The sequence below is a fragment of the Pseudonocardia zijingensis genome, assembly GCF_042657305.1.
GTDB lineage: Bacteria > Actinomycetota > Actinomycetes > Mycobacteriales > Pseudonocardiaceae > Pseudonocardia > Pseudonocardia zijingensis.
Genome location: NZ_JBHSKO010000017.1, coordinates 86,131 through 100,701, shown reverse-complemented (window position 1 = coordinate 100,701; position 14,571 = coordinate 86,131). Strand labels below are relative to the sequence as shown.

Sequence of the window (14,571 nt, the reverse complement as noted above, 5' to 3'; positions counted from 1 at the left end):
CGGCACCGTAACAGATGTATTCCGGCCAGGAATATCGCTCAGCGCAGCGGGATGACGTCGTCCCCCTTCGTCACGGTCTGCCGGGTCTCCCCCAGGCCGTTCCCGCGCAGGGACACGACGTCCCCGGGCTGCAGCCAGCGCGAGAACTCCCCGAGCTCGGGGGTGTCGACGTGCTCGAGCAGGCAGCCACCGGGCACCGTGCCGGACCCGATCACGGCGCCGGGGGTGAGGTCCGTGCCCCGCGATATGTAGGCCAGGAGCTCACCGAAGGTCCAGTCCATCCGGTCGAGCGTGCCACGGGTCAGCTCCTCGCCGTTGACCGTGGCGGACAGCTCGAGCGCCAGGCGCCCGTCCCTGCGGTACGGCTCGAGCTCGTCGACGGTGACCAGCGCCGGGCCGAGTGTGATGGCGCCGTCCTTGCTCTTGGCCATCCCGATCCCCTGGGCCATGTCGACGACCTGGTGGTCGCGCGCGGTCCAGTCGTTGTAGAGCGTGAAGCCGGCGATGTGCTCCTCGGCGCGCTGCGGGTGCAGGTCACGGCCGCCTCGCCCGATCACGGCGCCGACCTCGAGTTCGAGGTCGAACATCGCGGAGCCCGGCGAGATCGGGACGTCGTCGTGGGGCCCGACGATCGCGTCCGCGTTGGCGAAGTAGAAGGCCGGGCTCTGCGACCACACCTCGGCAAGTTCGGTGCTCCGGCCCAGCGCCCGGTAGCACCCGCGGAGGTGGTCGAGGAAGCACAACCCGTCCCGCACCGACGGCGGACGACGCAGCGGGGCGAGCAGCCGGACCTCGGCCAGCCCGCGGACCTCGGCGGGCGCGCGCCGCGCGTCCTCCCCCGCCTCGGTGAGAACGCCCCGGGCCAGGAGCCCCTCCAAGGTCGTCCCGGCGGCGAGCCCCCGGACGGACTCGCCGTCGAGCACGCCGGTGCGGACCCCGTCGCCCGCCTCGTAGGTCACCCACTTCACGACACCACTCCTTCGAGTCCGGTCCGGTCGGCATCCGCGGCGCGGGCCGGGCGGGCTCCGGTGCCGAGGTAGGTGCGCACGTGCAGCACGGCCACCGACGCGACGATCGTCAGGCCGCACGCCACCAGCACCACGTACATCGGCGCCCCGAGGCCGACGCTCGCGACCAGCCACACCAGGATCAGGTTGAGAAACCCACCGAGCACCGCGACGACGATGTTGTAGGGCATCGAGAAACCGGTCTGCCGCACCTCGGTCGGGAAGATCACCGAGATCATCCCGGGGGCGGCGGCCGCGATCCCGCCCGCCGACAGCGCCGCCGGCAGGTGGATCCACACCGCGAGCCCGGAACCCGGCGGCAGGACGGGGAGGACCACCAGCAGCAGCACGGTGGTGGCAGCGGTCGCCAGACCTGCCCAGCGCAGCATCCGGCTCCAGCCGTACCGGTCGGCGACGTAGCCCCAGGCGGGCATGAACGCCATCGCGCCCGCGATCGAGATCAGGCTGGCGAGCAGCGACGTGCTCGCGGAGTAGCCGAGGACGGTCTGCAGGTACGTGGGCCAGAAGTTGAAGTAGGTGATGTTCACCAGCGTCAGGGCGGTGGCGACGAGCACCGCGTACCCGACCGCGCGGGGGTGCGTGCCGAGCACCTCGCGGACGGGCGCAGCCGGCCGCTCGCCCGCGCCGGCGGTGTCGCGCACGAACGCGGGCGTCTCGTCGATCCGGCGGCGCAGGTAGATCGCCACTCCCCCGAGCACCCCGCCCACGAGGAACGGGAGCCGCCACGCGAGGGAGGGCAGGTCCGGCGTCAGGTGCGTCGCCACGAGGCCGGCCGCGTACGCCGCCGTGGCGCCGAACAGGAACCCGCTGTACGCCGTCATCTGCTGGAACGCGCCCGCCCGCGCGACGGCGTCCGGGCGGGCGTGCTCGGTGACGAAGACCGCGGCCGCGGGGATCTCCCCGCCCACCGCGCAGCCCTGGGCCACCCGCAGCAGCAACAGCAGCGCCGGCGCCAGCGGGCCGACCTGGTCGTAGGTCGGGAGCAGCCCGATGCACAGCGTGGCCACCGACATCACGACCACGGTCAGGACGAACATCCGCTTCCGGCCGACCCGGTCGGCCACCCGGGCGATGAGGATCCCGGCGATGGGCCGGATCAGGAGACCGGTCGAGTAGATGGCGAACGTCTGGACCAGCCGCAACGTCGGCGACATGTCCGCCGGGAAGAAGGCCTGGCCGATCAGGGTGGCCACGTAGAGGTAGGCGACGAAGTCGTAGTACTCGAGCGCGGCGCCCAGTGAGCCCAGGCGGATGTTCCGCCGGGCGGTCCGTTCGGCCTCGGCCGACGAGGATTGCGTCATTGCGTCCTCCGTGGGGCGGGTCAGTCGTCGAAGTCGACCGCGGCGTGCGGCCAGTTCACGGCGGCGAGAAGGTGGTCGTGGGAGTCCTGCACCCGGCGCCGGACCTCGTGCAGGTCGACGCCCACCAGGCGGCCGTCCCACTTGACGACACGGCCGTTCACCAGGACGGCGGCGACGGACTCCACCCCCGCGCCCTGCACCACCGAGGCCAGGACGTTGTTGCGGGGGAAGAGGTGCGGCGCCGACGTGTCCACGAGGATGACGTCGGCCTTCTTGCCGGGAGTCAGCGAGCCCGCGACGGCCCCCACGCCGCAGTTGTCCGCTCCCTTCTGGGTGGCGGAACGCAGGATGTCCCGCAGGGTGGCCGCGGGGCTCCCGCCGCGGTGCTCGTCGACCCGCTGCACCAGGTGGAGGGCCCGCATCTCGGCGAACATGTCGATCGCGTAGGTCATCGGGTTGTCGTTGCTCAGGCCCGGCCGCAGCCCCTGCTCGACCCACTCGTCGTAGGGGATCCGGCCGTACCGGAACTGGGACTCGATGCGGGGGCACACGTTGACCTGCGCCCCGTGGTCGATCACGACCTGCCGCTGCTCGCGGGAGAGGAAGTTGGCGTGGTTGATCGCCTCCCGCCCGTCGAAGGATCCCTCCGCGTACAGCCGGGGAAGGTCCTGCTTCTCGATCCCGCTGTCGAAGGAGAACCACAGGTCGAGCTCCTTGCGCAGCAGCAGGAGGTCCGTGAGGTCGTCGGCGCCGACCGCGTAGAAGCGCATCGAGCACAGGTCGTCCTCGCCGCTGAAGTACCGGTCGCGCAACCGCCGGGCATCGGCCGGGAACGTGCCGGCCCAGTCGCCCGCGCGAGGGGCGCCCATGGCGTGCACCCCCCGCACCCCCGACGCGAGGAGCGCCTCGATCCCGGCGTCGGAGTGCTCGGGCGAGCGGGCGTTGTGCATGTTGTCGACGACGGTGGTGATCCCGCCGTTGAGCGCCGCCAGCAGGGTGTTCAGGGTGCCCGCGTAGATGTCCTCGGGCCGGCACGCCGGACCGAACGCGCGGTGGGCGGCGTACATGTAGCTGCGCGCCGAGACCGGGGCACCGCCGATCGCGTCCTCCGTGGTCTGGGGGACGTTCTCCGGGATGATCCGCCCCAGGGCGCCCTCCCAGCAGTGGATGTGCGGATCGCAGAAGCCCGGCATGACGATGTGGTCCCGGGCGTCGACGACCACCGCCCCCGGCGCGGACAGCGACTCCCCGACCTCGGCGATCCGGTCGCCGACGATCAGCACGTCGCCCACGGCGAAGTCGCCCACGGCGTCGTCCATCGCCAGCACCGAACCCCCGCGCAGGAGGATCTGCTGGTCCGGCTCCACCGGCCGCCTGCCGGCGTGCCGCTCGAGGAGCTCCTCGAACCGGCGCGCGTCCTCGCTGGTCGTCATCGACTGGTCCTCTCCGCTCAGCTCGCGTCGTCGGCGAGCACGATCTCCATCGCGTCCTGCCACGAGAGACCGTCGCATTCGGGCCGGAACTCGGCGTACACCGCGCGGATCGACTGCAACGCCCGGGACGCGTGCGGCCACAGGCGGTACTCGCCGGGGTCGAAGCTGCGGTAGGCCTGCTCCACGGGGATCCCTGCCTCCACGCACCGGGTGGCGTGGTCGAGCAGGCGGGACAGGTAACCGCGCGCCTCCCGCACCCCCGAGGTGCCGGCGACCGGGCCGTGACCGGGCACGACCACCGCGGGTTCGAGCGAGAGGACGACGTCGCACGCGGCGATGTAGCGCGACACCGGGCCGGCCCAGACGATGGGCGTCGACCGGTGGAAGAGGATGTCGCCCGCGTAGACGACGCCCGCGTCCGGGACGTGCACGATCGCGTCGCCGCCGGTGTGCGCGGGTCCCACCTCGTGCAGCTCCACCGCCCCGTCGCCGATCCGGAGCGTGTGGGCACCGTCGAAGGTCTCGGTGGGGTACACCGGCCGCCAGCCCTCGTAGTCGTAGATCGACGCCCGCCACCGCGACCAGCGGCGCAGCGCGGTGCCCTCGGCGCCGACCTCGGAGAGGCGGCGGGGATCGACCCGCAGCGTCCGCATGCCCTTCGCGGCGGCCGTGGTGGCGACGATGCGGGCGTCCTCGAAGAACATGTTCCCGAACCAGTGGTCGCCGTCCTCGTGGGTGTTGACCACCGTCGTGACCGCACCGGGCCCGCCGATGTCGGTGGCCGCCGCGCGGACGGCACGTCCCCGGCCCACGTCGTTCTGGGTGTCGATGACGAGCACCTCGTCACCGATCCGCACGATTCCCGAATTGCTCAGGCCCCAGCTGCCCGGCGGTTCGAACCACGCCCAGCAGTTCGGCGCCACTTCGTGCAGCCCTCGCGAGAACGGCGCGAATGCCATGGGATTCCTCCTGTCCGAGATCGGGTGCCGGGCCGCGATCACCCCCATTTGCCGCCCACCCCGGGCGCGAAGTAGTGCCCCTGGTCGAGGTCCGCGAGCAGGCCCGGCTCGCGGGGCGCCCAGCCCGTCAGCTCGCGGGTGATGGCGCTGGAGCCCGCGCCGTCGAGCCCGAGGAACATCCCGAGGAAGCCGAAGTGCTCGTCGACCTGGTCGGCCGGCACGGAGCGCGCCGGGACGTCGAGGTGCCTGCCGATGACCTCGGCGATCTCCCGGACCGCGACGGCCTCGTCGGCCACGGCGTGCAGCACCGACCCCGCGGGCGCCACCTCGATCGCCCGCCGGAACAGACGCGCGGCGTCGCGGACGTGCACCGCCGTCCAGCGCGCCGATCCGTCGCCGGGGTAGCCGGAGACCCCGTGCTTGCGGGCGAGCTCGACGAGCGTGGCGAGGAACCCGCCGTCCCCCTCGCCGTGGACGGTCGGCGACAGCCGCACGACCGACGACCGCAGCCCCCGCCCTGCCAGGGCGAGGGTGGCATCGGTCGGGGGCCTGCGGGCCTCGCCCACCCCACCCGGCGTGGCCCCGTCGCGCTCCGTGATGGGAACCCCCGGCTGCCCGTGCCCCAGCATGCCCGCGGCAACGGCGATCGCGCCGCCGGACGGCAAGCCCGAGGCCAGGGCCTCGATCGCGGCGACGTCCGAGGCCACGGCCTCGGCGAAACGCCCGGCGAAGGCGATGTCGTGCCGGAACGCGAGGTGGACGACGGCGTCCGCCGCCCCGGCCGCCTCCCGCAGGACGTCGAGGTCCTCGACCGACCCGCGGACCACCCCCGCACCCCGCGCCTCGACGGCCGCAGCCGCCGCGTCCGACCGGGCGAGCCCGGTGACGACGTGCCCCGCCCCCACGAGCTCGGGGACGACGGCCGAGCCGATCCACCCCGACGCACCCGTGACCAACACGCGCATGCCCACACCTCCACCACCGATGTCCACGACTGCCCCGAGCGGCACCCCGCCCGCGCGGCCTGGACGTCAAGCCGGCAGAACGTGCTCGTGCGAGAATTTCCGCAATCCGCGAGGATCGTGACAACGACGCTAACAGCGGGCCGGGCGCCGCCCAAATGTCAGTTCGGCATGGCCGGTATTCCTGAGAAGAATATGCTGCCGAATTGCGCTTACCGGGTCCCGACTCCCGACAGGTCGGCCTTCGCGAGCAGCGTCTCGATCATGTGCACCCGGGCCTTCTCGATCCCGGCGACCACGACCTCGCGGATCCGCTCGGGAGGCTCGGCACGGATGGTGTCCACCAGCCGGTGGTGGTTGGTCACGGTATAGGGATGACCGAGGGCACCCTGCAGGTTCAGGAAGCGCTCGATCTCCTCGTGGAGGGTGTTGACCGTCTGCGCCATCAGGGGAATGCGCGCCAGCTCCGCGATCCGGACGTGGAACAGCCGGTTGGCCTCGTTCATCGCGGCCGGCCCGTCCTGCGTGCGTACGGTCGAGTCGCTCAGCTCGGCGAGCGCGTCGAGCTCGGCCGGTGTGGCCCGCTGGGAGGCGAGGACGGCCGCCTCGGGCTCGAGCAGTACACGCATGCGGTAGGTGTCCTGCAGTTCTGCGAGGTCGATCGCCTTCACGAACGTGCCCCGCCGGGGGATGATCACGACGAGCCCTTCGCGGCGGAGCGCGTTGATCGCCTCCCGGATGGGCGTGCGGCTCATCCCGTACTGCTCGGCGAGCACGCTGTCCACGATGACCTCGCCGGGCCGCAGCCTGCACTGCAGGATGTCCCGCTTCAGCGAGGCGTACGCGCGTTCCGACATCGACGCTTGCCGACTCACCCCTGCCCCCACCCGGCCTTGACGCACCTCTCACGCCGACCCTAGCATCCGCTGTGAAATATCACGGCGTACATCAGAAACCGCCTGGAGAGATGGTGCGAGTTCCCGACGATGTGAAACCCGACGTCTCCACGAACCGCCTGTTCCGGGCGCTCAGCACGCTCGAGCGCGCCGGGAACCGGCTCCCCCACCCCTTCTGGCTCTTCGTCGTGCTGTCCCTGGTGCTGGGGCTGGTCAGCGCGGCGCTGTCGTTCGCGAACGTGCAGGTCACGCTGCCCTCGACGGGCGAGACGGCCGCGGTGCGCAACCTGTTCTCCGTGGACGGCGCGACGTTCGCCATCGAGTCCGCGTTGACGAACTACGCGCAGTTCCCACCGCTCGCGACGATCGTCGTGGTGCTCCTGGGCGTGAGCGTGGCCGAACGGAGCGGGCTGCTCACCGCACTCCTGCGGACCACCGTGGGCCGCCTGCCGGTGCGGTGGCTGACGTTCTCGATCGCCTTCAGCTCGATGACCGCCCACGTCATGAGCGACTCGGCGTACCTGGTCATGATCCCGTTGGGGGCGCTCGCCTTCCGGACCGCCGGACGCAGCCCGGTGCTCGGCCTCATGGTCGCCTACGCCGCCACCGCGGTCGGCTTCAACGCGAGCCCGCTCGTGACGCCGCAGGACGCGATCCGCTCCTCTCTGTCGATGGCGGCCGCCCGGATCGTCGACGAGAGCTACACGATCACCCCGCTCGCGACCTACTTCTTCACCGCGGCGTCCTCGATCGTGCTGTCGGCCGCGATCGCACTCGTCGTCGACCGGGTGCTCGCACGCCGGCCGGAGTTCGCCGCCGAGACCCTCGACCAGGACTTCCAAACCGCGGACTCGCTGTTCGGCACCCCGACGGACGGCGGGGCCGACCGGCCCCCCATCGCGTTGTCGTCCACGGAGAACCGCGCACTGCGGGTCACGGGCGCGGTTTTCCTGGTGTGCCTCGCGGCGATCGTCGCGATGCTCCTGCCGGGTTCGCCGTTCCTCGGGGAGGGCGGGAGCATCGTCGGCTCGCTGATCGTCAAGAAGGTCGCGATCTTCATCTCACTGGTCTTCGGCCTGCTCGGCATCGTCTACGGCCGGATCACCGGCACGATCCCGTCGCTGGGCGAGGTCCCGGTTGCGATGGCCGAGGGCGTGCGGTCCCTGGTGCCCGTGCTGGTGCTCTTCTTCGCGGTGGCGCAGTTCCTCGCGTACTTCACGTGGACGAACATCGGCTCGGTCATCAGCGTGAACGGTGCCGAGCTGCTGAAGGCGCTGCAGGCGCCCCACCTCGTGCTGCTGCTGGTCGTCGTGCTCGCGATCAGCTGCCTCAACATCATGATCACCAGCGGGTCGGCGATGTGGTCGATCCTGGCGCCGGTCGTGGTCCCGATGGTGATGTACGTGGGCATGCGGCCGGAGGCGGCCATGACCGCCTTCATGATCGGCGACTCCGTGACGAACTGCGTCACACCGCTCAACGGCTACTTCGTGCTGGCCCTCGGATTCGTCCAGCAGTTCCGCAAGGGAGCGGGCATCGGCACCCTGCTGTCGTTCACGGTGCCCATCGCCGTGGTCGTCCTCGTGGTGTGGACCGCGTTCTTCGCGCTCTGGTACGCGGCGGGCATCCCGCTCGGACCTGGCGTCCCCGTCCGCTAGCACCCGCGCACAGCGCAGCAAATCGAGAAAGGAACACGTGGTGGGAAGCATCGCGATCGTCGGAGCGGGCAACGTCGGTCAGGCGATCGCCGGGCACATGGCGACGCTGGGGCACGACGTCCGGCTGTTCTCGCGGTGGGACGCGGATTTCGACGCCGTCCGGGCCAACCGCGGGATCGACCTCACCGGGGAGGTCACCGGACACGGGATGCCGCGCGTCCTGACGACGGACCTCGCCGACGCGGTGACCGGTGCGGAGGTCGTGGTGGTGGCAGCGCCTGCCTTCGCGCACACCTACCTGTCGGAGCACCTCGCGAAGCTGCTCGAGCCGGAGCAGCTCGTCCTGTTCCAGCCCAGCGTCCTCGGCAGCGGCGTCGAGCTGACCCGCCACTTCGCGCGGACGGGCCGGACCCCGTGCCTGATCGCGGAGACCGCGACCAGCCTCTACACGTGCCGCCTGCGGGGTCCGGCGCAGGTGTACGTCGGCGCCCTCAAGCAGGCGGTGCACCTCGCGAGCATCCCGAGCCGATCAGCGGACGCCGCCCGCGAGCGTCTGCGCCCCTGGTTCGGAGACCGGTACGCCGAGGGCGGTGACACCCTCTCCGTCGGGCTCGCCAACTGCAACGCGATCTACCACGTCCCGCCCGCAGTGCTCAACATCAAGACGGTCGAGGACGGCGTGGGCCTCCCGCAGCACACCCTCGTCACCCCGCGGGTCGCCGAGGTGATCCACGAGCTCGACCGGGAGCGCCTCGCACTGGCGGACGCGCTCGGGGTGCCGACGGTCAGCTTCTGGGAATTCCTGCGCACCGCCTACGGGGTGGCCGAAGGCACCCACGTCGAGCGGATCGTGCAGGGGTACGGCCGGCAGGCCTTCCCCGAGCCGGACTCCCTCGCGCACCGCTACTTCACCGAGGACATCCCGTTCGGGCTCGTCATCTGGAGTTCGCTCGCCCAGCAGGTCGGCCTGTCGCTCCCCCTCACCGACTCCTTCATCCGGCTGAGCAGCGTGCTGTGCGGCCGCGACTGGGTGGCCGAGGGCCGGACAGCCGACGTCCTCGGGCTGGACGGCGCCGACGCCACCCGGATCCGGGCCGCGTTCCGGGACGGCGCCCCGGGAGCGTGAGCGGCGCCCATCGCGGGCATGATCCGAAGTATCGGGTGTACATGGTCGCGGTGACAGCCATGGGCAACCGATTGTTCGGATCATGGTGGCGCGCCCTGCCGCGCGAGCGCTACGCGGAGGTCGGTGACATCCGGTAGAAGAACGGCCCGAGGCCGTTGCGGGCGATCCCGATCAGCAGCGGGCCGATGTCCTCGATGCTGCGGGCCATCTCCAGCCCGCCGACGTGGACCGGTTCGAACCCGGCGTCGCGGTTGAGCCGGTCGACGAGCTCGCGGATCTCCGGGTCGGCGGCCACCAGGTTGCCCGGGGGCGTGGCCTGCGCCGCCACCGCGGGGTACTCGGAGGCGAAGTTGGCGCTGAACGACTTGGCCACCGGGCCGCCGGTGAAGGAGCGCACGAGGTGCGCGTTCGACTCGTGGTCGGTGGCGCGCGGGCCGTAGACGTTGGTGGCGTCGATCGCGGGTGTGCCCGCGATGCCGGTGACCCCGGCGAGCGCCTCGGCGACCTTGTCGCCGGGGACGGCGACCACGAGGACGTCGGCGTCGGTGGCGTCACCGCCGTCGCGCCCGAGGGTGGTGACGGTGTGCCCGGCCGCGGTCCAGAGGGCGGCGAGCCCGCCTCCGACGTTCCCGCGCCCCAGAACGGTGATCTTCACGGACGTTCTCCTCTCGCTCGGTCGTCCCCGTTGTCGGGGAGCCGGTCGAGGACCCGTTCGAGCGCGGGTCCGATCAGGTCGAGCTCGGCGTCGGTGAGCACGTCGAGGAAGTAGCGACGGACGGCGGCGACGTGTGCGGGCGCGGCTTCGACGATGGCCGCCCGGCCCGCGTCGGTGAGCTGCACCATCGACCCGCGCGCGTCCTCGCTGCACTCCTCGCGGGCGACGAGGCCGCGCTTCTGCATCCGGGTGATCTGGTGGGAGATCCGGCTGCGCTCCCAGCCGACCATCCGGCCGAGGTCGCGGGCGCGCAACACCCCTCCCGGGGCCTCCGACAGCGGCACCAACAGCGTGTAGTCGGCACCGGAGAGCCCGGCGTCCTGGACCAGCTGACGCTCCAGCGCCGCCGTGAGCTGCTGCATCACGCCGATCATCGCGCGCCACGCGCGCGCCTCCCGGTCGTCGAGCCAGGGCGGTTCGGGCATGGAGGCGACCCTACCAGCGTTGGTTGACGCGTCAACATTTGGCGAGTAGATGTAGATACATCAACAAAGTCAGGAGAGCAGCCCGATGAGCGACCTCACGCTCGGCCTCGGCACCTTCGGCGACCTGCCGCAGGACGACGCCGGCGCCCCCGTCTCCCACGCCGAGGCGATCCGCCAGGTCGTCGCCGAGGCGACCCTCGCCGACGATCTCGGCGTCGACGCCATCTCCCTCGGCGAGCACCACCGGCCCGAGTACGCGATCTCGACCCCCGAGACCGTGCTCGCCGGCATCGCGGGCCGCACCTCGCGCATCCGCCTGGGTTCCGGCGTCACCGTGCTCAGCTCCGACGACCCGGTGCGCGTCTTCCAGCGCTTCGCCACGCTCGACGCGATCTCGTCGGGTCGCGCCGAGGTGATCCTCGGGCGCGGCTCGTTCACCGAGTCGTTCCCGCTCTTCGGCTACGACCTCGCCGACTACGAGAAACTCTTCGAGGAGAAGCTCGAACTGTTCGTCCAGCTCCTCGACGAGAAGCCGGTGACGTGGACCGGCACCCTGCGCGCCCCGCTCGAGCACGCCGACGTGTTCCCGAAGACCGACTCCGGGCGCCTGCGCACCTGGGTCGGCGTCGGCGGTTCCCCGCAGTCGATCATCCGCACGGCCCGCTACGGCCTGCCCCTGATGCTCGCGATCATCGGCGGCCCGCCCACGCGGTTCACCCCGCTCATCGACCTCTACCGGCGCGCCACCGACCGGCTCGGCACCACCGCGTGGCCCGTCGGCATGCACTCACCCGGCTTCGTCGCCGACACCGACGACGAGGCCAGGCGGATCCACCACCCGCACTACAAGGTCATCCGCGACCGCATCGGCGCCGAGCGCGGCTGGCCGCCGATGAGCCGCGAGGAGTACGACGCCGAGATCGAGAACGGCTCGCTGTACGTCGGCTCCCCGGAGACCGTCGCGCGCAAGATCGCCCGCACCGTCGGCTCCCTCGGCGTCGGCCGCTTCGACCTGATCTACACCGGCGGCCCGCAGCCGATGAGCGCCCGCCTGCGGGCCGTCGAGCTCTACGGCTCCCGGGTGGCCCCCATGGTCCGCGAGATCCTCTCCGAGACACGATGACCACCACCGTCGCGATCCTGGGTGCCGGGAAGGTCGGCACCGTGCTCGCCCGGCTCGCCGTCGCGGCGGGCTACCGCGTGCTCGTCGCCGGCTCCGGCGACCCGGAGAAGATCGCGCTCGTGGTCGAGGTCCTCACCCCCGGCGCCACCGCCACGACCGCGGTCGAGGCGGCCGAGCAGGCCGACGTCGTCGTGCTCGCCCTCCCCCTCGGCAAGCACCGCGATCTCCCGGCGGACGCGCTGCGCGGCAAGCTCGTGGTGGACGCGATGAACTACTGGTGGGAGACCGACGGCATCCGCGACGACCTCACCGACCCGCGCACGTCCTCCAGCGAGATCGTCCGGTCCGCGCTCCCCGGGGCCCGCGTGGTCAAGGCGTTCAACCACATGGGCTACCACGACCTGGAGGGCGAAGCCCGCCCCGCCGGATCACCGGGACGCAAGGCGATCGCCGTCGCGGGCGACGACCCCGCCGACGTCAGCGCCGTCGCCCGGTTCGTCGACGCGCTGGGCTTCGAGCCCGTCGTGGCCGGCCCGCTCGCCGAGGGCGTCCGTTTCGAACCCGGCGCCGAACTGTTCGGCGCCAACGTCGGAGCGGACGAGGTGCGCGCCATGCTCGATCGCTTCCCCGAATCCCCACGCGGCCGTACGGTCGAGCGTGCCCGCTCCGCGGGGTCCGCCGACGCCGCGAGAGGAGCCACCGCATGAGCAACACGGAGACGGCCCCGGTCGAGCTCGCCTGCCCGGGCGGCGCGACGGCCACCGGCGGGGTCGAGGTCCTGTCCGCCCGCGAGGTGCCGCTCGGCGGCCCGCGCGCACTGACGGTCCGGCGCACCCTGCCCCAGCGCAGCAGGTCGCTGATCGGTGCGTGGTGCTTCGCCGACCACTACGGGCCCACCACCGTCGGCCGCGCCGGCGTGATGGACGTGCCACCGCACCCGCACACCGGGCTGCAGACCGCCACCTGGCTCTTCGCCGGGGAGGTCGAGCACCGCGACAGCCTCGGCACGCACGCGCTCGTGCGGCCCGGCGAGCTGAACCTGATGACCGGCGGGCACGGCATCTGCCACTCCGAGGTCTCCACCACCGCCGCCGCCACCCTGCACGGCGTGCAGCTGTGGATCGCGCTGCCCGACGCGCACCGCCACGCGCCGCGCGCCTTCCAGCACCACACGCCGCCCTCGATCGACCTCGCCGGGGCCACCGCGCGCGTGTTCCTGGGCAGCCTCGCGGGCGAGACCTCCCCCGTGCCCACCGCCACCCCGCTGCTCGGCGCCGAGATCGTCCTCGACCCGCACGCCCGCGTCGTGCTCCCCGTCGACCCCACCCACGAGCACGGCGTGCTCGTCGACACCGGCACGGTGGTGCTCGCCGGCACCGCCCTGGCCCGCGCCGACCTCGGCTACCTCGCGCCCGGCACCGCCACCCTCGAGCTGGCCAACCCCGGCGAGCGGCCGGCCCGGGTGCTGCTGCTCGGCGGCGCCCCGTTCGACGAGGACATCGTGATGTGGTGGAACTTCGTGGCCCGCAGTCACGAGGAGATCCTGGCCTTCCGCGAGGCGTGGGAACGCGGGTCCGACCAGTTCGGCCACGTCGAGGGCTATACGGGAACCACCCAACGGCTGCCCGCCCCCGCCCTGCCCAACGCACGGATCACCCCGAGGCACCGCCGCTGACTGCCGCCCGGAGGTGGTCGCGGAGGGTCTCGGTCTCGTACTCCACCCGGTAGAGGCCCCGCTTGCGCAGGATGGGCACGAGCTCGTCGGCGATCACCTCGAGGCCGTCGACGAGGACGTCGGGCTGGAGGTTGAACCCGTCGACGGCGCCGGAGCGGAACCAGTCCTCGATGTGGTCGGCGAGTTGCTCGGGGGTGCCGACGAAGCCGGCGTGGCCGGAGCCGGTGTAGCGGGTCTGCTTCAGGTACTCGCGGACCGTCGGGTTGGTCCGGCGGATCTGCGCGACGATCGACTCGCGGAAGCCGATGCTGCCGGTGAAGGTCTGCGGGTCCGCGGGCGCGGCGAGGACCTCCTCGGGGAACGGCTCGTCCAACTCGAGCTTGGAGGCGTCGTAGCCGATCGACTGGGACAGCCAGCCGAGCGAGTACGACGCGGGCCCCGCGTCGTGCAGCTCGTCGCTGCGGCGGCGGGCCTCCTCCTCGGTGCTGCCGAGGGACAGCAGGAGCCCGGGGAGGATCTTGACGTCGTCCGGGGACCGGCCGTTCTCGCGGGCGTGGCGCTTGACCAGCCGGTAGTGCTCGATCGCCTTCTCCTTCGTGAGCTCCGCGGCGAACACGCCCTCGGCCACCCGCCCGGCCAGGGCCCGCCCCTTCGGCGAGCCCCCGGCCTGGAACAGCACCGGGTGCCCCTGCGCCGAGGGCGGCACCCGCAGCCTGCCCTCCACGTCGAAGAACTCCCCGTGGTGGCGCACGTCCCCGCCGGTGGCCGCGGAGCTCCACAGCGCACGGACGACGTCGACGAACTCCGACGCCCGCTCGTAGCGGTCGTCGCGCAGCGGCACGTCCGGGAGCCCGAAGTTGCGGGCCGCGGGCACGCCGCGGGTGGTGACGACGTTCCACGCCGCCCGGCCACCGGACAGGTGGTCCCAGGACAGCAGCCGCTCGGCGAGCTCGAACGGGTCGTTGAAGGTGGTGGACGCCGTGGCCACCAGCCCGACCCGCTCGGTGGCGGCCGCCACGTACCCCCAGTTGACGGTGGGTTCGAGCCGGATCGGGTTGGCGTCGTACGCGGGGTCGCCCAGCAGCGGCCCGTCGGCGAGGAAGATCGCGTCGAGGGTGCCCCGCTCCGCCGTCCGCCCGATGTTCTCCCAGTACCGCGGGTCGACGAACGCGTCCTTCTCGAGCAGCGGCGACTGCCACGCGGCCGGCACGTAGCCGAGCACCAGCACATTCACGCCCAGGATCACGTGGCCCGTCCGGTCGGTCATGTC

General features: G+C 72.2%; 14 protein-coding genes. 5 read left to right on the top strand and 9 right to left on the bottom strand.

The genetic code is table 11. The features are described 5' to 3' along the window. Window positions 1-38: 38 nt before the first annotated feature. The 6 genes from ACFPL3_RS27805 to ACFPL3_RS27780 all read right to left on the bottom strand — a co-directional run bounded on the left by ACFPL3_RS27805 (window position 39) and on the right by ACFPL3_RS27780 (window position 6,540). Window positions 39-968 carry a fumarylacetoacetate hydrolase family protein gene (locus ACFPL3_RS27805; RefSeq protein WP_343937543.1) on the bottom strand — a complete coding sequence of 310 codons (930 nt, stop codon included), beginning with the start codon at window positions 966-968 and terminating at the stop codon, window positions 39-41. Further along, window positions 965-2,329 (bottom strand): MFS transporter, encoded by a 1,365-nt coding sequence (locus tag ACFPL3_RS27800; protein ID WP_343937541.1) that lies wholly within the window; start codon window positions 2,327-2,329, stop codon window positions 965-967. Before ACFPL3_RS27800 ends, ACFPL3_RS27805 begins: the two co-directional genes overlap by 4 nt. 20 nt (window positions 2,330-2,349) lie before the next feature. Beyond that, window positions 2,350-3,762: an amidohydrolase family protein gene (locus ACFPL3_RS27795; RefSeq protein WP_343937539.1), complete on the bottom strand. Its 1,413-nt coding sequence runs from the start codon at window positions 3,760-3,762 to the stop codon at window positions 2,350-2,352. A 17-nt stretch (window positions 3,763-3,779) separates the two neighbouring features. Then, window positions 3,780-4,721, bottom strand: coding sequence for an MBL fold metallo-hydrolase (locus ACFPL3_RS27790; protein WP_343937538.1), 942 nt, complete (start codon window positions 4,719-4,721; stop codon window positions 3,780-3,782). 38 nt (window positions 4,722-4,759) lie between these two features. Beyond that, complete coding sequence (locus tag ACFPL3_RS27785) at window positions 4,760-5,686, bottom strand: SDR family oxidoreductase (RefSeq protein ID WP_343937536.1); 927 nt, start codon at window positions 5,684-5,686, stop codon at window positions 4,760-4,762. Between the two features lie 209 nt (window positions 5,687-5,895). Continuing rightward, a complete protein-coding gene (locus tag ACFPL3_RS27780) occupies window positions 5,896-6,540 on the bottom strand; it encodes a GntR family transcriptional regulator (protein ID WP_343937534.1) in 645 nt (214 codons plus the stop codon). A gap of 110 nt (window positions 6,541-6,650) precedes the next feature. Between ACFPL3_RS27780 and ACFPL3_RS27775 the strand changes: the two genes are divergently transcribed. Next, window positions 6,651-8,237, top strand: coding sequence for an AbgT family transporter (locus ACFPL3_RS27775; protein WP_343937532.1), 1,587 nt, complete (start codon window positions 6,651-6,653; stop codon window positions 8,235-8,237). Window positions 8,238-8,277: 40 nt separating this feature from the next. Beyond that, window positions 8,278-9,363 carry an NAD/NADP octopine/nopaline dehydrogenase family protein gene (locus ACFPL3_RS27770; protein ID WP_343937530.1) on the top strand — a complete coding sequence of 362 codons (1,086 nt, stop codon included), beginning with the start codon at window positions 8,278-8,280 and terminating at the stop codon, window positions 9,361-9,363. Between the two features lie 109 nt (window positions 9,364-9,472). Here the strand turns inward: ACFPL3_RS27770 and ACFPL3_RS27765 are convergent, their stop codons facing one another. Both ACFPL3_RS27765 and ACFPL3_RS27760 read right to left on the bottom strand, forming a co-directional pair. Then, window positions 9,473-10,018 carry an NADPH-dependent F420 reductase gene (locus tag ACFPL3_RS27765; RefSeq protein ID WP_343937528.1) on the bottom strand — a complete coding sequence of 182 codons (546 nt, stop codon included), beginning with the start codon at window positions 10,016-10,018 and terminating at the stop codon, window positions 9,473-9,475. Next, window positions 10,015-10,503, bottom strand: a complete 489-nt coding sequence (locus ACFPL3_RS27760) for a MarR family winged helix-turn-helix transcriptional regulator (RefSeq protein ID WP_343937526.1) — start codon at window positions 10,501-10,503, stop codon at window positions 10,015-10,017. Before ACFPL3_RS27760 ends, ACFPL3_RS27765 begins: the two co-directional genes overlap by 4 nt. A gap of 85 nt (window positions 10,504-10,588) precedes the next feature. Between ACFPL3_RS27760 and ACFPL3_RS27755 the strand changes: the two genes are divergently transcribed. The 3 genes from ACFPL3_RS27755 to ACFPL3_RS27745 are packed head-to-tail and all read left to right on the top strand — an operon-like array spanning window position 10,589 to window position 13,301. Next, window positions 10,589-11,626 (top strand): LLM class flavin-dependent oxidoreductase, encoded by a 1,038-nt coding sequence (locus ACFPL3_RS27755; RefSeq protein ID WP_343937524.1) that lies wholly within the window; start codon window positions 10,589-10,591, stop codon window positions 11,624-11,626. Next, window positions 11,623-12,333, top strand: coding sequence for an NADPH-dependent F420 reductase (locus tag ACFPL3_RS27750; RefSeq protein ID WP_343937522.1), 711 nt, complete (start codon window positions 11,623-11,625; stop codon window positions 12,331-12,333). The genes ACFPL3_RS27755 and ACFPL3_RS27750 overlap by 4 nt, the downstream gene beginning before the upstream one ends. Continuing rightward, window positions 12,330-13,301: a pirin family protein gene (locus tag ACFPL3_RS27745; protein ID WP_343937520.1), complete on the top strand. Its 972-nt coding sequence runs from the start codon at window positions 12,330-12,332 to the stop codon at window positions 13,299-13,301. The genes ACFPL3_RS27750 and ACFPL3_RS27745 overlap by 4 nt, the downstream gene beginning before the upstream one ends. Here ACFPL3_RS27745 and ACFPL3_RS27740 read toward each other — a convergent pair. Next, window positions 13,279-14,568 carry an NtaA/DmoA family FMN-dependent monooxygenase gene (locus ACFPL3_RS27740; RefSeq protein WP_343937518.1) on the bottom strand — a complete coding sequence of 430 codons (1,290 nt, stop codon included), beginning with the start codon at window positions 14,566-14,568 and terminating at the stop codon, window positions 13,279-13,281. The two genes, ACFPL3_RS27745 and ACFPL3_RS27740, sit on opposite strands and share 23 nt — an antisense overlap. Between the last annotated feature and the right edge of the window lie 3 nt (window positions 14,569-14,571).